Genomic DNA, 15,670 nt, shown 5'->3' on the forward strand with positions numbered 1-15,670 from the left:
AGGTGGCGGCGGCGTGATTCGGGCCACGGGCCGATCGGATGTCGGCCCACTCCGGCCGACGGCGGCCGATGCCCCTCAGGTGGCGGCGATGCCGAGCCGCTTGGCGACCTCGGGACCACCCGCGCGCACCACGAACTCGGGGTCGCCCACCACCACCAGCTGGTCCGTGGCGCGGGACATGCCGACGTAGAGGCGCTCCCGGGCGCGGTCGCGGGAGCCGTCCTCGTTGAGGCAGAGCACCACTGCGGCGCGCTCCAGGCCCTTGCAGCCGAGCACGTGTCCGTAGAAGACGTCCTCGTCGTCGAAGTACCGCTGCCAGTAGGCCTCCTGGCCGTGGCGCTCGGTGACCTCCACCTGCACCGGGTGGCGGTGGCCGGTGGTGATCAACGCGACGCGTCCGGGGTCCCAGCCCTCGTCGAGGAGGCGGTCGACCTCGTCGTCCGCCTTCGCCAGGGCCTGGTCGGCGGTGGCCGGAACGAACCGGACCTCGGGGCCCTCGCCACCGCGGGCGTACATCCGGCTCGGGGTCATCGGCCCGAACGCCTCGAAGACCTGCTTGGTGTTGCGCAGACAGTGGTCGAGGACCAGCGGCACCAGCTCCACCGGTGGGCGTCCGAACCGGGAGAAGACCCGCTGGTTCTCGTCCGCGAACACATAGATCCCGCCGCGCTCCTCCGAGCGCAGTGACCGCAGCAGCGGACGCCACCACGAGTCCGCGAAGTCCTGCGCCTCGTCGATCACGATCGCGTCGAACCTCTTGCCGTCCGGCAGCTCGCCGGCGAGCTCGGTCATGATCGCGGGCAGCCGCTCCTCCCAGAAGGCGCTGTCCTCCCGGGTGCCCTCGGGCGCACCCCAGCTGCGGCCGAGCTCCTCCCAGGTGCCGACGAACGACGGCCGCTCACGGCGCTTCCACCCGGCCACCTCCCGCTTGAAGTGCTCGGCCAGGCCGAGCGAGTAGCAGAGCAGCGCGACCCGCTGCGGCGGGGTGTCGCCGCGTCCGCGCTGCAGCTCCTTGGCCTTCTGCAGGGCGAGGACGGTCTTGCCGCTGCCGGCGCCCCCGCGCACCTCCACCCGGCGCAACAGCCGGGTGACCTGCAGGATCAGTGACTGCTGCTCGGTCAACCGGTCCGCCTCCGCGGCGCGCTCCGCCGACTCCGCGTTGGGATCCCGATAGCCGCGCACCGACCGTCCGGCGAGGCAGTGGACCACCGCCTCGATGTCGTCGAGGGTCGGCACCCGGTGCTGCTGGTCGAGGCCGTGCGCGTTCTGCCGGACCCGGGTCGCCAGGTGGGCGAGGTCGTCCCGGTCGTGCAGGGCGAACCGGGGAAGCTCGGGCAGCGCGTCGTCGGCGGGGAACGACGAGTACGGCACCACCACGCCGTGCGACCAGGCGATCCGGCCCCGGCTTCCCCAGCCCGCTCGGTGCTCGACGAAGGAGCGGAGGGCGTACTTACTGTCGAGGGCCTGCTGGACCGGGTCGATCCGGCGTCGCTGGCTGGCGTCGGACTGCCACCAGCCGTCGTCGTGCCAGACCGAACCGCCCTTGATCTCGAGCACCAGGACGCCGTAGTCGGGCATCAGCACCACCAGGTCGGCCTCGTGGTCCCGGTCGGAGGTGGTGAGGCGCACGTTGGTCATCAGCACGTCGTCGGGGCCGAGCTGGTCGCGCAGGATCTCCCACACGTCCTGCTCGGAGGCCGCGGCGAAACTGGGCGCTTCAGGGATCAGGCGGGGCATGGTCGCCTCCTCGACGGGAACGGGGACCGGGCCAAGGTAGGCCAGGGGCCCGACGGAAGGTGGCCGTTCACCGAAGGTCGGCCGCCTCCCAGACGAGACCCCGGCCACGCGCCTGCGGGAGCGCTGCGCGGACCGCGGCGCGGGCCGCCTCCGGCTCCACCCCCAGCAGCACCGCGTAGGCCACGGCGACGCTCGGTGTCCGCTGCTGCGCGGCGACACAGTGCACCAGCACCCGCTTGCCCTCGGCCCGCAGGGCACGCACCGCCTCCGCCGCGTCGGCCAGTACGAAGCGCAGGTGCGGGTTGTCCTCCGGGCGGTCGCTGTCCATCAGTCGCGCGTGCACCACCTCGGCGGCTCCGTCGAAGCAGGGCTGCTCGCGGCCCACCCGGCACAGGGAGACGACCGCGTCGGCCCCGTGGTCGCGGCTGGCCGCCGAGCCGAGCAGCACGCCGCGATCGAACGGGTGCGGTACGACGCCCGCCCACTCCTCCGGGTAGTCGACCGCTCCGGCGGCCGGCCAGCCGGTGCCGTCTGTGCGACCGCCGCGAACGGCGAGGGTGGCCAGCGCGACCAGGTCGACGGCGTCACTGCCGGGCCACCCGTGCACCGCGCGCCGCCAGTGCCACGGCACCGCGCTCGCTCCCCAGCGGGCACCGAGCAACCCGCCGGCGATCGCGGCGACCGTGTCGGTGTCGTTGCCGATCCGGACCGCGTTGTGCAGCGCGTCCTGGAGCCGCCGGCACGGCTCCTCGACCGGGATCGGGGTGCCCTCGATGGCGGCCGTCGCGGCCTGGAGGGCGGTCACGGTGAACCCGTTCGGCGTGAACCGGTCGCCGGGCACCGGGCGGGCGAGCGCGGTCGGCTCGGTCGCCTCGTCGAGCCAGGTGCGCCAGCGCTCCCGGCGCTCGGCGGGGATCAGGTCGAGGCCGGCGCGCACGTCGGTGCGGGCGTGCAGCACGGCGACCCGGATCGCCTCGCACCAGAGCACGCACGAGTCGGCGGCGAGCGGGTCCGCGTGGGTGAGCGAGGCGACCGCGCGGGCGGCTCGCGCCAGCTGGTCGCGGTCGTCGAGGTGCGCGAGCGCCACCGGGGCGGTGCGCATCAGGGCGCCGTTGCCGGCGGAGTGCCGGTGCACCCGGGCGTAGGCGGCCGCCTCCTCGGTCATCACCCGACCGGCGCCCCGCTCCCCGCGTCCAGGCGACGGCGGGTGGCGGCCAGCACCGCGGAGGTCTGGATGCCGATGTCGGCCGGGCCGGCGTCGTACCAGGCGAGGAAGCCGGTGGCGATCTCGTCGAGCGCCGCCGGGGTGGCCAGGTCGGCACCGGTGGCGGCGACCCGGGCGACGGCGACCGCCATCGCGGTGTCGTCGCTCCACTCGCCGGGGGCGAATCCGCCGAGGCCCCCGCCGGTCATCGCGGCGGGCTCGCCGACCGCCGGCGGCCGGGAGAACTCGTACGGAACGCCGAGGGCGTCTCCGGCGGCGGTGGCCAGCAGGACGCCGGCGGCACGGTCCACCTGGGCGGTGGTGAGGGTGCGCGGGTGGTTCATGCGAGCTCCTGTCCGGCCACGATCCGTTGGATCGCGGCGTACTCGTCGCGGGTGAGCTGGTGGTTCACGTAGGCGGCCTCGACCTCGAGGAAGCTGCCCTGGATGTCGCGGTCGGGAAGCGCGCCGGCCATCCGGAGCAGGGTGGTGCGCGCCGTCGGACGGCCGGCGGCGTCAACCGGCTCGATCAGGTCCCGGATGATCGAGCCGGCCTGCTGGAGGGTCACCTCACCGTCGCGGTAGCGACGCAGGGTGCGAGAGATGGGAGTCATCACGTCTCCTTCCGAGACGGGCGGTCAGGCGGGCGGTCAGGCTGCGAGGAGCAGTGGGTGACGCAGGTGGGTGCAGCGCAGGTGGACGGTGGTGGCGGCACCGACCAGGACCCGCGCGTCGAGGATCGGGTCGGCGATCCGGACACACCCCTCGACCCCGTCCGTCCGACCGGCGGTCGGCGCCTGCTGGCGCAGCACCCGTTCGGCCCGGGCGACGAACCGACGAGCGCGGCGTCCCGGCGTGGACGCCGCCGGCACATCGAGACTGTCGAGCACCGCGGCCCGGAGAAGCGGACGGTACTGCTCCCCCAGGGTCCGCGGGTGGTCGAAGACCTCGAGTGCCAGCGGCTGACCCCCCACACCGACGAGGACACCACACTGGCCCGACAGAACCGGTGCGCGGCGAACCAGGCGGTCGACCGCGCGGTCGAGATCCGGCCGGTCGAGTCGCTCGGCGAGGGAGCCGGTCGCGGACGGGCCGTAGCGCCCGACACGCTCCCAGACCGCCCCTGCCCGCCGGCGTCGTACCCGCTCCGGACGAGCGTCGTGGCCCGGCGACCGCGGGTGCGCTGGGCGGTGGCGCCGTGCCAGCGGCCCTCCTCGACGCAGGCGACGTCGATCGCCGCTCGGGCGCCGGCGGGGACCAGGGTGGAGGACAGCGCCATCCGGTGCTGCCAACCGCCCTCGAACAGCTGTCCCTCCAGGATCAGGACCGGCTCGGCGCCGCTGTTGGCCGCGACGAGCCGGCCGACGTCGGGGCCGCCGTCGGCCTCCCCGACGTCGAGGTGGGCGGTGCGGGTGGTGTAGCCGCGGTCCGCGGCGACGGGCCGGTCGTGCCAGACCGGGAACACGGTGACGGCGCCCGAGGTGGCGCTGCGTCCGAGGTGAAGTCTCATCTCGTTCTCCTTATCTAAGATCTGCGCAAATACCGGGCGTCGGCGAAGGATTCTGGAAACGACAATCCACCGGCCAACTTTGCGCGGATATGAACATATCACACGTTTGTGCGAATCTGCGCTAATCTCGTGCCCGTGCCCGACCTCGCCTCCTACCCCCGCCCCCATCTCGCCGTCGACCTGGTGGCGCTGACCCTGGGACCCGCCGGCGTCGGGGCCCGCACACCGGAGCTGGGCCTCGTGGTGCTCCGACGCTCCGACAGCACGGCCGCGCTCCCCGGTCGCTTCGTGCGCGAGCGGCAGACCGTGAAGGCCACGGTGGCCGAGCTGCTCGACGCGAAGCTGGGGCTGCGCCCCCGCCGCCGGATCGAGCTCGCCATGCTCGACGTCTACGACGCCCCCGACCGCGACGAGCGGGCCTGGGCGGTCTCCGTCGCCTACTCCACCGGGCTGCGGGAGGACGAGGTCGCCCGCGCGATCGACAGCGGCGCCGAGGTGATCGGGGTCCACGGCGCGGCCGAGCGGGGCCGGCGGGTCACCCGGGAGTCGCTGGCCTACGACCACGATCAGATGGTGACCACCGCCGTCCGGCGGCTGCGACGCCGCTACGAACGCTCACCCGACCCGCTCGGGTTGCTGCGGGCGCCGTACACGTTGAGTCAGCTGCGGCGGGCCCACGAGGCGGTCCTCGACACCCCGCTGCGCCGCGACACCTTCAACCGGCGGATGCGCGAGTTCCTGGAGCCCGCGACCGACAGCCGCGGCGAGGACCTCTACACCTCGGCCACGGTCGGTCGGCCGGCCCAGCTCTTCGTGCCGGTACGACGCTCCCGGCGCGACCCCGAGGCCGGCCCGTTCCCGCTGCCGCGGGAGGAGTGAGCTGAGCGGGGTCGCCGGTCATCGACCCGCGACGTTGATCCGTACGTCGAGTCCGTTGTCGACCGGTCCGATCAGACCCCCGAGCACCCCGACGAGCAGCCCGATCGCGACCAGCCGGCCGATCCGGGCACCCTCGTCGGTCGACGGCCTGGTGCGCTGCCAGTCGAACCAGGCGGTGCGGTGGAAGGCTGCCAGTCCGCCGATCGCCGCCCCCGTGGCCGCGAGCGACGTCGCGGACAGGACGACCTCAGCCGGGTCCCCGGCCGATACCAGCCCGGCGATTCCGGCGGCCACACCCAGCAGCAGCACCACCCAGGCCACCACGAGTCGGACGGTGCGCGCCCGTACGACGCCGGCCGACACGTAGCCCACCACGAGGGCGCCGATGACGACGGACGCCACGAGCGACACCTCGTCGTCCAGCCGGACACCCTGACGGACCAGGATCATCACCTGGACCACCAGCGAAGCCCAGGCAACGACCCAGATCGAGCGCGGCAGCGGTGGCGTGCTGCCGGTCTGCTCGACTCCCCCGTGAACGCTCACGTCGTCATCCTCGCAGTTGTGAGCGGTCGGTTGCGGCCCATCCAGCGGTGTCCCGGACGTCGGCGACGCCGTACCCCATCCGGGGACCTCGGCGTTCGGCGACCGGGGCGGCTTCTGAATCCCCACGTTCCGGGTACGTCACCACCATGATGGAGATGTCCTCGAACAGCCGACCGCTGAACGACCCGAGCGCGAACCCTCAGGATGATCCGCAGACCCAGATCGCGGCCGAACCGGAGTCGCCGCTGGAGTCCGACTCGGAGGAGGGTGAGGAGGACCAGCCGAAGGACTGACGCCATCCTCGCGCTCAGCGTGACTATCGCCTCGGCGACCCCACCGGCCGTCCGGCGGTGAACACGGTGGCAGCATCGTCGATCCCGATCCCCGCTGCGCCGCTCAGCGCCCGACCCCGCGAGTCGACTTCCCGTACCGTCGGAGCCATGGACGTCGACTTCCATCGTGAGCTCCTCGACCAGCTGCAGTGGCACTGGACGAACCAGTTGCGGCCACGGCTGGACGTGCTGACCGATGCCGAGTACTTCTGGGAACCCGTGGACGCCTGCTGGTCCATCCGGCCCCGGGGAGACGGGACCTTCTCGTGCGACTGGGCGCCGGCAGAGCCCAGCCCACCGCCGGTCACGACCATCGCCTGGCGACTGGCACACATCAGCATCCTCGTGCTCGGGCTCCGCGTCGCCACGCATTTCGAGGGCGTCTCCCAGCAGGAGTACGGCGAGCGCCTGCAGTCCTTGGACTGGCCTGGCAGCGCCGTCGACGCGCTCGCGCGCCTGGACGAGGCGTATGACCGATGGGTGGCAGGTGTCCACTCATGGGGCGAGCACGGCATCGCGGAGGAGTGCGGCGAGGCGGAGGGTCCGTGGGCACGGCGCCCTCGGGCTACTCTCGTGCTGCACATCAACAGGGAGGTCATCCACCACGGCGCGGAGATCGCGACCCTGCGCGATCTCTACCGCGCTTCGAACGCCCCCACGCCGGCCTGATCCCCTCCGATGTGGTCGCCGATGCCTAGGCTGGGTCCGTCATCCCCGACCACGAACCGAGGTGCCCGTGCCCGCCAGTCGTTCCGCGCGACAGAGGAAGGCCAGCGTCGAAGCAGGGGCGCTGGCCGAGGTCCGCATCGACGTGAGTCCCGACAACTCCTACGCCTACAAGATCTCGTGCACACAATGCGAGGTCCCGCGGCCGGGGAGTGGCACGCGCCCCTGGAGCACACGCCGGTCGGGCAAGGACAACGGTTACATGGCTGCGATGGATCGATGGATCTTCCACCTCACCGCCAAGCACCCCGACGCCACGGCCCCGTGCCTGAACTACCTGCCCGAAGCCCGCGCACGTCTCCAGGAGCGACGCGACGCTCGGGGCTGACGCCTTGGGCCCGCCATCCGCGGCGTCTGCGGCATCCTCGGAATTGTCGGCGCCGTCCATGATCGAGGACTGTCCAGCGCAGTAGCGGTGTCACTCCTGCTGTTCCGGGCTGTTCTCGAGGTCTGTGGACCAGCTGTGGTCGCGCGGACGGGTCGGAGTGATGTGGTCCTCCCAGTGGAGTCCACGCAGTTGCTCGGGCGAGTCAACTCCGCGGCTCCCCTGCCTCCGGTCCGCACACCGATGCACCCGATCCCGGCCCGCCCAGCGGCCTGTACGTCGTAGGTGGTGTCGCGACGAAGACAGCCCGCTCGACACGGCGGCGGCCTGCGCAGCAGACCTCACGCGCCCGGGCGGGGCCGGCCCGTTCGCGTCGGCGCCGCTGGCTGGAAGGTGGAGGGGCTCGATGCCGGCCGATCGGGGTACGGGCGCAGGTATGGCTGAAATGGACCAGAACGCCGCGCGGCGCGAGGCGCTGCGCCGCGTGATCGAGCGAGTGACCGCGTGGCAGGAGACCGCCCCCGGCGGAACGATCCGGACCGAACTCGACGATGCCCTGCGCGAGGCGAACCTGACGTTGACCGACGAGCAGCGCAACGACGTGGTGACGGCGATCTCCGAGGGCAGGACCGTCGACCTCGATCGACTCGCGGACGACGTCGATCAAGGAGGGCCCGCCTGAGACGGCCGCTGCCGAGACAGAAGCTGCGCCAGCACCCTGCCAAGTAATTCCTCCTCCGTTGGCACCACGGACGCGTGTAGCAGTTTGCTACGCTTGTGTAGACGACTGCTACAAACGCAGTTGCACGAGGAGTTGTGCCATGGGAAGCAAGACCGAACGGGTCACCCGATTCGACGAGGCCCTTTTCGAGACCGCGGCCGCTGAAGGGTCGCGACAGTCCCGGTCTGCTCGACAGCAGCTCGAGCATTGGGCGCGGCTCGGCGCCGCTCTCTCTGCCCAGGTGGACTCACCCGTCAATCGGGTCAGGCTCGCCCTCGAGGGTACGATCGCCCAGCGAGACCTGACGCTCGACGAAGCGCGCCAGTTCGACGCTGCCATCGCTGTTCGTATCGACGACGCCGTGGCGGGCGCAGACTTCGCCTCCGCACCCCTCCCGGACTTCTCCGCCGTCTCGCCCGACCCGCACAGCGTCCTGGCCGACCTCGCCTCACGCGCACAACTCGGCGCGCGCGCCCGTGACCGGCTTCGCGAAGCTCTGACCGACCTTGAACAGGTCCTCGACCAGCAGCAGTCGGGCGAGGCCGGTCGGTGACGCGACTGGACCTCGTCGTCGGCCCCAACGGCGCCGGGAAGTCGACCTTCGTCGACAACGTTCTTCTTCCCACCCTGCCGCACAAGGCGTTCGTCAACGCCGATGAGATCGCCAAGCTGTATTGGCCGGGCGACGAAGTCGAGAAGTCCCTGGTCGCTGCCCGCCTCGCTGACGTGCTCCGCACGGCGTTCCTGGCGATGCAGGAGCCCTTCATCACCGAGACCGTCTTCTCACACTCCTCGAAGCTCGACCTGATCCGTGAGGCGCTCACCGCCGGCTATCGAGCCCATCTGCACGTGTTGATGCTCCCCGAGGACGACGCCGTCACGCGGGTAGCCAAGCGAGTGGGTCAAGGTGGGCACCAGGTGCCCGAGGCGAAGATCCGCAGCCGCTACCACCGTCTGTGGGGCAACGTCGTCGAGGCCATCCACCTGTGTGACGCCGCTGACGTCTACGACAACACCGGTCGCCGGCCAATACTCGTCGCCCGGTTCAGCGGAGGCGGCGCACACGGCGCGCACTCATGGCCAACCTGGACACCAACGGCCCTCACCACGGCCTGACCCATGAGCCACCCCAGACGTCAGACCCGAGCTCGGAAGAGACCGGTTGCGTCTCACCGCCGCGTGGGCAGCCCGTCGCGCTCCGGTTGCGTCCTCGAGTCTCTGCGAGACTCGTGTGGTGACCGCCCCGGGAGACTTCGAGTTGACCATCGAGGAGTTGCGCGCGGTGACGGCCTACGCCGTGGCCTGTGCGTCACCGACGCTCAGCATCGTGGCGAAGGTCATGCCCGGCGACCCGCGCTCAGCGACGGCGCTCGAGGCTGCACGGGTCTTCGCTGACGGCGCCCCGCGATCGAACCTGCAGCGCGCCGCCGCGGTCGACGCCCACCGGGCGGGCCGGGAGGCGCCCACTGAAGCAGGGGGGCACGCCGCGACCGCGGCCGGTGACGCGGCTGGTTCGGCCTACCTCCACCCGCTCGCGAACGCGACGCAGGTCCGCCACATCCTCGGCGCTGCGGCGCACGCCGCCCGCGCGGCCGAGCTGACGCGCGGCGACGACCCGGTGGTAGCCCAGTACATGCTCTACGGCGCCGCGCGGCGCATCACCCCCGCGGTCCGGGACGTACTTGAGCGTTACCCGCGGGCACCCGCCGGACGCACGCGGGTAGCCGAGCTCATGTCGAGCCTCGACGGACTGATCCGCGACCCGGCGCCCGAGCCCCGGGCCGCCGACGACGCAGGGCCGTTCTTCCATGGCACCAGGGCAGATCTGCGACCCGGTGACCTGCTCACCCCCGGATGGGAGACGAACTACGGGTCGGGCAAACAGTCGCGGCATGTCTATCTCACGGCCTCTGAGTCCGGCGCTCCGCTGGCCGCGGCACTGGCCTCGGGTGAAGGTCCGCCACGGGTCTACCGTGTTGAGCCGCTGGGTCCGATCTATGACGACCCCAACGTGACCGACAAGAAGTTCCCCGGCAACCCGACTCGTTCCTACCGCACCCAAGAGCCGTTGCGAGTGGTCGAGGAGGTCGCCGGACTCCCGGTGCCCGACCCAGCCATGGTCGAGCGCATGCGCGCGAACGCAGCCGAGCTGAAAGCACTCGGCATCGAAGCGATGGACGACTGAGTGGGGCCGAGGCCGAGGCGGCCAGTCTCGGCCGCCCGGCGGGCCTGGGAACGCCCCTGCCTGTCGTCTATCGAGTGATGACGATCTTGCCGTTGGCGTTGCCCTGCTCGACGTAGGCCAGCGCGTGGATCGTGTCCTCGAACGCGAAGGTCCGATCGACGACCGGGCGCAGGTCGCCTTTGTCGTACAGGTCCGCGAGCAGTTTCAGTTGGTCGCCGTTCGCGCGCATGAAGAAGAAGGAGTAACGCACACCGAGCTTCTTGGCGCGGCGGCGGACCTTGCGACTCATCAGGGCCATCACCGGTTTGAGGAGGGGCTGACCGAGTTGGGCAGCGAAGGCGGGGTCCGGTGAGCCGACGACGCTGATCGCGATGCCACCGCGGGCGAGGACCGTCATTGACTTCTCGAGGCTGGCGGGGCCGAGCGAGTCGAGGACGACGTCGTAGCCGGTGAGGAGTTCGGCGAAGTCCTGCTGGGTGTAGTCGACGACCTCATCGGCGCCCAGTCCGCGGACCTTGTCGATGTCCTTGGTGTGTGCGGTTGTGGCCACGTGGGCACCGAGGTGCTTGGCGACCTGGATGACAGTCGACCCGAGCCCTCCGGCTCCGGCGTGGACGAGGACCTTCTGGCCGGGTCGTACCTGGGCCAGATCGACAAGTGCTTGCCAGGCGGCGAGCGCGACGAGGGGAACTGCGGCTGCTTCCTCGAACGAGAGGGTGGCGGGTTTGAGCGCCACGTCGGCCGCGTCGATGGCGATGGTCTCTGCGAAGGTGCCGATCCGCAGGTCGCGGGGGCGTGAGTAGATCTCGTCGCCGACCTCGAAACCCCGGACGCGCTCGCCGACCTGGGTGATGACTCCCGACACGTCGTGCCCGAGGGGAAGGGGCGCTTGTATCTCAGCAGTTGTTTGAACTCGCCGTTGCGTACCATCGCGTCCAGAGGGTTGATGCTGGTGGCCCTGACGTCGACAAGGACGTCATCGCCGCCAGCGACCGGTGTCGGCAGATGGGCTTGCTCGAGTCCTTCGGGACCGTAGTCGGTGACGACGAAGGCCTTCATCGGGCCACCCGACCAGCCGGGGTGGCGGTGCTCAGCTGGGGGTACAGCGCCTCGACGGGCTGGGACAGCGCGGCCTTGAGGTCGATGCTGGCTCGGTCGGCGAGAATCTCGAACATCCCTGCCTCGATGCCGTCGTAGGCGCTCCGTACGACGTCGGCCGGATCGTTCTTCGGGGCATCGACCCCGGCGGTCATCGGTGTGTCGGTGTAGCCGAGGTGCAGCGACGCGACGTGGATCCCGCGACCGTGCAGGGCGATCCGCTGGGTGTTGGTGGCAGACCACAGTGCTGCTTTGGTCGCGCTGTACCCGTCACCGACACCCCACCAGCTCAGCGCCGAGAGCACGTTGAGCACTGTTCCCCGCGAAGCGCTCAGGGCAGGCAGGAAGGTGTTGGTGACGTCGAGCGCGCCCCAGAAGTTGGTCTCGAACAGCTCGCGCGCTGCGGAGAGATCGCCCACCACGCTCGCGCCGTTCGAACCGCCGGCGTTGTTGATGACCATCGTCACGCCCTCTGCCCGGTCGGCGGCAGCCCGCACGGACTCATGGTCGGTGACGTCCAGATGCAGGGCAACGATCCGGGGATCGTCCCAGACGGCGGGCTTGCGAGCCGCCGCGTACACCCTCGACGCACCGCGCTCCAGGGCCTGCGAAACGAAGTGTCGCCCAAGTCCGCCGTTGGCTCCGGTGACCAGCACGACCGAGTCAGCAAGTGTCGGCATCATTCGTCCTTCTCGTGAAGGTGGCGGCCCGAGAGCCTCGTGGAGCACCCCGCCCATCCACCGAGTGAGTTTGTTTCTCCAACCTAGTGCGGTCGGTTGGATATTCCAACCCGGTAGGCTGGACGCATGACACAACAGGTTCGTGAGTGTTCGGTGGCCCGGACTCTCGAACTGGTCGGCACCAAGTGGACCCTGCTCGCAGTGCGTGAACTGATGCTCGGGTGCCACCGGTTCGACGAGATCCGACGAAACACCGGGGCTCCTCGCGACATCCTCACCGACCGGCTGCGAAAGCTGGAGGACAACGGATTCGTGGAGCGGGTCCGCTATGAGGACCACCCGCCCCGCTATGAATACCGGCTCACCGACCTGGGTCGAGCCTTGATGCCGGTCATCGCCACCCTGCGAGAGTTCGGCGACCGCCACCTCGCCGGACCGGACGGCCCGCCGCTGGAGATCGTGCATTCCTGTGGCCAGGAGTTCCATCCGGCGCTGGCATGCCGCGCCTGTGGCGACGTGGCGCGAGCCGACGACCTGACGATCATCGGCACAACCCCGCCCAGCGCCAGAGCGGGGGCCTGACCGGCGGTCGGCCGAGGGGTCGCAGCCGGGGTCCGACGGAATGCGGCTTCAGCCGACGATGACGTCGTCCTCTACGACGTCGTGGTCGGCGGCACAATGCAGTGCCACACTGATCGGCTTCCCGCAGTCGGCATGGCGCATGCGGGGGGCGGGACCATCGGTGTGCCGGGCGCCCCACTGGACGAGCGCGAGCACGACGGGCAGAAGGTCGTGACCGGCTTCGGTGAGGACGTAGGCGTACCGAGTGCGTTGGCCCGGCTCCTTGTACGGCTCCTTGGCGAGCACCCCGATCTCGACCAGCTCGCGCAGGCGCTGCGCAGCAGAGGCCTCGGTGACCCCGACCCGCTTGACCAGTGCGTCGAACCTCGAGACTCCGTAGAACACCTCGCGCAGCAGCAGTAGCGAGGTGCGGTTGCCCACCAGCTGCAGGGCGCGATCCATCGGGCACCGATCGCCCAACGGCTCATCGGCCCGCGCGGCCAGTCGACCAGCCAGCTGAACACTCACAGCACCAGCCTACCTTGCCACAGCCATAGTCAGGTCCGTACTGTTCTGGCTATGCGACAGCAGAGTCAGCCGATGCTGGCAGTGGTCCTGGTCGGCGCGGCGTTTCTGGCCGGGGTCGACCTGTTCATCGTCAATGTCGCCTTCGACCAGATCGGCGCCGACTTCGCCGGCGCCGACCTGTCCGCGCTGAGCTGGATCCTGAGCGCCTACGCTGTCGTGTACGCCGCGATGCTGGTCCCGATGGGCAGGCTCGCCGATCGCTTCGGGCAGAAGCGTGGGTTCGTTGCGGGGATGAGTGTCTTCGTCGTGGCCAGCCTGCTGTGTGGACTGGCCCCGGGGGTGTGGTGGCTGGTGGCGTTCCGAGCCGTTCAGGCGGTGGGCGCGGCCGCGATGACGCCGGCCAGCCTCGGCCTCCTGCTGGCCGCCGTTGCTCCCGAGCGACGAGCTCCGGCCGCCCGCATGTGGGCGCTCACCGGGGCCGTGGCCGCCGCGCTCGGCCCCGCTGTGGGCGGTTTCCTGGTGCAGATCTCGTGGCACTGGGCGTTCTGGATCAACCTGCCCATCGGCGCGCTGCTCATCCTCGGGGCCGTGCGACTCGTCCCCGACGTACGCCCTGACGCCGACACGCCCCTCCCCGATCTGCTGGGAGCCGTCGTCCTCGCCGTGGCCGTCGGCGCCCTGATGCTGGGGCTGGTCCAGGGCGCCAAATGGGGCTGGGGATCGCTCGAAGTGCTCGGCTGCTTCGCCACGGCTCTGATGGCGTTGGGACTCTTCGCGCGTCGTACGACTCGACACCGCTCGCCGGTGATCTCGCCGGCGCTGCTGACCGTGCCCGACTTCCGGTGGGCCAACATCGCCACCCTGGCCTTCAACATCGGCTTCGGCGCCGCGCTGCTCGGCGCGATCCTGTGGTTGCAGCGCGAGTGGGAGTACGGCGCGCTGCAGACCGGCTTGGCCGTGGCCCTCGGGCCGCTGGCGGTGCCGGTGACCTCGATCCTGGCCCACCGCGTCCTGCCCAACGTCCGCCCCGGCTCGATGATCGCGGCCGGCAGCCTGGTCTTCGCCGGCGCAGTCCTGTGGCAGTCGTGGACGCTGGGCCCGACTCCCGCTTATCTGACCGACTTCCTGCCCGCCTGGGTGCTGGCCGGCGTCGGGGTTGGACTGGCGATGCCGAACCTGGTCGCCGCCGCCACCGCCGGACTCCCACCCGACCAGACCTCCACCGGCGCCGGCGTGGTCAACATGGCACGCCAGGTCGGGCTGGCCTTCGGAGTGAGCATCCTCGTCACCCTCATCGACTCGCACGCTACGACGTCACAGATCGCGTTCGACCGGGCCTGGTACACGGTCGCGGCCGCCATGATCATCGCCGCAGCCGCCGGCCTGCGCATCCAACGACGCGAACCCGCGCTCCCCGCCGATGCCCCAACGCCCTCGGTGACGTCCCCCTGAGCCGACCGCGCCGGCGACGACCTTCCGGGCAACGACCGCCCTCCCGTTGAGATCTCGCGCGGCACGACCGGCCTGCCTCGACTCGCCGCATCTGTTGCGTCGGACGTCCCGACCCACTCCGCCGCTCACCCGCCCCACACTTCGCAACTCTCTGGCCAGGGCACCGACCAGCGTCTGGGTAGAGGCGGTAGGACCCGTGGGCGCGTCGCCCCGGTGCCACGTCGATTGCCGACACGAGGCGGCATGACTAGCGTCCGAGGGACCCGATGGTCTCGGAGGTGAACTCACCCATGATCGCCAAGCGATTCGCTGGGATCAGCCAGTTCGAGCGATGCCTTGATGGGGGCCGGATGACCTCCGCGGGCTTCGACTCGAACGGCGATCTTGCCGTTGACGAACCGAATGACATCGGCGCAGTCATTGCAGTCCAGGCGGCCTTGAGGGCTCTCGGATATCAGGTCCTGCCCAGTGGCGTGTTCGACAGCGCCACCGAATCCAGCGTCCAGCGGTTCAAGGTCGACCAGGATCTGGGCCTCCCGACTGGCCTCACGCAGCACGATGGTGTGCTCGGCCCAGGAAGCAGCCAACGCTTGAACGAGATCTTCCTGAGGGAGGATCCGGACCGTCCGCCAGCCTCGGGCGTCCCCCTGATCGCTATCCAAGGCCTGACGTATCCCGCTCTGAGTCCAGACCTCGTCTCGGTGGTCATCCACGACACAGGCGGGCACGCAACTGCCGAGATCGAAGTTCTCGGCGTGCCGAACAGATACCTGGTTGGGGTGGCACCCGGGTCGACCACCATCGCAATCCACACCGCGGATTCCCCAGAAGCGTTCAACGGTCGAGCCGTTCAGATCGAGACGCGGATGCCTTCTGACGGACTGCCGTCCACCGTCCTCCTCGCCGATGGAACGGCGCCGAGAGCTGGACCCGAAGAGCCAGTACCGCTCCGCTTCGGTGCCGAGATCACAGCGTGCACCGCGCGCCGGACCGCAGACCGATCGGAGGCGCGATGCCACACCGCCGCGCCGGGACTCGCCGTCGGCTCACGCGTCCGTTTGATCCTGCCGGATGACAACGCGCCCGGAGAGCTTGTCATTGCCGAGGTGTGGCACAGGTACGACGTCGCCGGCGGCCACACGACTGAGTTCACGGCAATCAGCTGAGAGGACGTCGCATCCGGTCGA

Annotated in this window: 18 protein-coding genes and 1 pseudogene; 10 read left to right on the forward strand and 9 right to left on the reverse strand. The window is 70.6% G+C overall.

Features of this window, described 5'->3' with window-relative positions:
• Nucleotides 1-75: 75 nt before the first annotated feature.
• The 5 genes and pseudogenes from FIV43_RS12735 to FIV43_RS23555 all read right to left on the reverse strand — a co-directional run bounded on the left by FIV43_RS12735 (nt 76) and on the right by FIV43_RS23555 (nt 4,618).
• The gene (locus FIV43_RS12735; RefSeq protein ID WP_141014435.1) at nt 76-1,737 is read right to left on the reverse strand and encodes a nuclease-related domain-containing DEAD/DEAH box helicase; all 1,662 of its coding nucleotides are present in this window, start codon (nt 1,735-1,737) and stop codon (nt 76-78) included.
• A gap of 67 nt (nt 1,738-1,804) precedes the next feature.
• Nucleotides 1,805-2,902 carry an ADP-ribosylglycohydrolase family protein gene (locus FIV43_RS22465; protein ID WP_231123206.1) on the reverse strand — a complete coding sequence of 366 codons (1,098 nt, stop codon included), beginning with the start codon at nt 2,900-2,902 and terminating at the stop codon, nt 1,805-1,807.
• Nucleotides 2,902-3,285, reverse strand: a complete 384-nt coding sequence (locus FIV43_RS22470) for an ADP-ribosylglycohydrolase family protein (RefSeq protein WP_231123208.1) — start codon at nt 3,283-3,285, stop codon at nt 2,902-2,904. The genes FIV43_RS22465 and FIV43_RS22470 overlap by 1 nt, the downstream gene beginning before the upstream one ends.
• Nucleotides 3,282-3,554, reverse strand: a complete 273-nt coding sequence (locus FIV43_RS12745; RefSeq protein WP_141014436.1) for a hypothetical protein — start codon at nt 3,552-3,554, stop codon at nt 3,282-3,284. Before FIV43_RS12745 ends, FIV43_RS22470 begins: the two co-directional genes overlap by 4 nt.
• A gap of 36 nt (nt 3,555-3,590) precedes the next feature.
• Nucleotides 3,591-4,618 (reverse strand): annotated as a pseudogene (locus tag FIV43_RS23555) (ARPP-1 family domain-containing protein).
• On the opposite strand from FIV43_RS23555, the gene FIV43_RS12755 reads away from it, so the two are divergent.
• Nucleotides 4,586-5,329 carry an NrtR DNA-binding winged helix domain-containing protein gene (locus FIV43_RS12755; RefSeq protein WP_141014438.1) on the forward strand — a complete coding sequence of 248 codons (744 nt, stop codon included), beginning with the start codon at nt 4,586-4,588 and terminating at the stop codon, nt 5,327-5,329. The pseudogene FIV43_RS23555 and the gene FIV43_RS12755 overlap by 33 nt on opposite strands.
• An 18-nt stretch (nt 5,330-5,347) precedes the next feature.
• On the opposite strand, the gene FIV43_RS12760 is transcribed toward FIV43_RS12755, so the two are convergent.
• Nucleotides 5,348-5,875 carry a hypothetical protein gene (locus FIV43_RS12760; protein WP_141014439.1) on the reverse strand — a complete coding sequence of 176 codons (528 nt, stop codon included), beginning with the start codon at nt 5,873-5,875 and terminating at the stop codon, nt 5,348-5,350.
• Between the two features lie 155 nt (nt 5,876-6,030).
• Here FIV43_RS12760 and FIV43_RS21030 point away from each other — a divergent pair, with 155 nt between their 5' ends.
• The 6 genes from FIV43_RS21030 (at nt 6,031) to arr (ending at nt 10,164) form a co-directional block, all read left to right on the forward strand.
• Complete coding sequence (locus tag FIV43_RS21030) at nt 6,031-6,168, forward strand: hypothetical protein (protein ID WP_181407472.1); 138 nt, start codon at nt 6,031-6,033, stop codon at nt 6,166-6,168.
• Nucleotides 6,169-6,315: 147 nt separating this feature from the next.
• Nucleotides 6,316-6,876 (forward strand): DinB family protein, encoded by a 561-nt coding sequence (locus FIV43_RS12765; RefSeq protein ID WP_141014440.1) that lies wholly within the window; start codon nt 6,316-6,318, stop codon nt 6,874-6,876.
• A 788-nt stretch (nt 6,877-7,664) separates the two neighbouring features.
• Nucleotides 7,665-7,940, forward strand: a complete 276-nt coding sequence (locus tag FIV43_RS12775) for a hypothetical protein (protein WP_141014442.1) — start codon at nt 7,665-7,667, stop codon at nt 7,938-7,940.
• A 139-nt stretch (nt 7,941-8,079) separates the two neighbouring features.
• Nucleotides 8,080-8,532 (forward strand): TA system antitoxin ParD family protein, encoded by a 453-nt coding sequence (locus tag FIV43_RS12780; protein ID WP_141014443.1) that lies wholly within the window; start codon nt 8,080-8,082, stop codon nt 8,530-8,532.
• Nucleotides 8,529-9,095 carry an AAA family ATPase gene (locus FIV43_RS12785; RefSeq protein ID WP_141014444.1) on the forward strand — a complete coding sequence of 189 codons (567 nt, stop codon included), beginning with the start codon at nt 8,529-8,531 and terminating at the stop codon, nt 9,093-9,095. The genes FIV43_RS12780 and FIV43_RS12785 overlap by 4 nt, the downstream gene beginning before the upstream one ends.
• A 142-nt stretch (nt 9,096-9,237) precedes the next feature.
• Entirely contained in the window at nt 9,238-10,164 is a 927-nt protein-coding gene (gene arr, locus FIV43_RS22475; protein ID WP_231123221.1) for an NAD(+)--rifampin ADP-ribosyltransferase, read from the forward strand.
• Nucleotides 10,165-10,231: 67 nt separating this feature from the next.
• On the opposite strand, the gene FIV43_RS12795 is transcribed toward arr, so the two are convergent.
• Nucleotides 10,232-11,029, reverse strand: coding sequence for an NADP-dependent oxidoreductase (locus FIV43_RS12795; protein WP_196780779.1), 798 nt, complete (start codon nt 11,027-11,029; stop codon nt 10,232-10,234).
• Between the two features lie 190 nt (nt 11,030-11,219).
• A complete protein-coding gene (locus tag FIV43_RS12800) occupies nt 11,220-11,942 on the reverse strand; it encodes an SDR family oxidoreductase (protein ID WP_141014445.1) in 723 nt (240 codons plus the stop codon).
• A gap of 126 nt (nt 11,943-12,068) precedes the next feature.
• On the opposite strand from FIV43_RS12800, the gene FIV43_RS12805 reads away from it, so the two are divergent.
• Nucleotides 12,069-12,524, forward strand: coding sequence for a winged helix-turn-helix transcriptional regulator (locus FIV43_RS12805; protein ID WP_141014446.1), 456 nt, complete (start codon nt 12,069-12,071; stop codon nt 12,522-12,524).
• A 48-nt stretch (nt 12,525-12,572) separates the two neighbouring features.
• Here FIV43_RS12805 and FIV43_RS12810 read toward each other — a convergent pair whose 3' ends face one another.
• Nucleotides 12,573-13,031 (reverse strand): winged helix-turn-helix transcriptional regulator, encoded by a 459-nt coding sequence (locus FIV43_RS12810; RefSeq protein ID WP_141014447.1) that lies wholly within the window; start codon nt 13,029-13,031, stop codon nt 12,573-12,575.
• Nucleotides 13,032-13,103: 72 nt separating this feature from the next.
• On the opposite strand from FIV43_RS12810, the gene FIV43_RS12815 reads away from it, so the two are divergent.
• Together FIV43_RS12815 and FIV43_RS12820 are read left to right on the forward strand one after the other, a co-directional pair.
• Entirely contained in the window at nt 13,104-14,483 is a 1,380-nt protein-coding gene (locus tag FIV43_RS12815) for an MFS transporter (protein WP_181407473.1), read from the forward strand.
• Between the two features lie 290 nt (nt 14,484-14,773).
• Complete coding sequence (locus tag FIV43_RS12820; protein WP_181407474.1) at nt 14,774-15,649, forward strand: peptidoglycan-binding protein; 876 nt, start codon at nt 14,774-14,776, stop codon at nt 15,647-15,649.
• Nucleotides 15,650-15,670: the final 21 nt, after the last annotated feature.

Origin of the sequence: Nocardioides sambongensis, assembly GCF_006494815.1 — a bacterium.
Lineage (GTDB): Bacteria > Actinomycetota > Actinomycetes > Propionibacteriales > Nocardioidaceae > Nocardioides > Nocardioides sambongensis.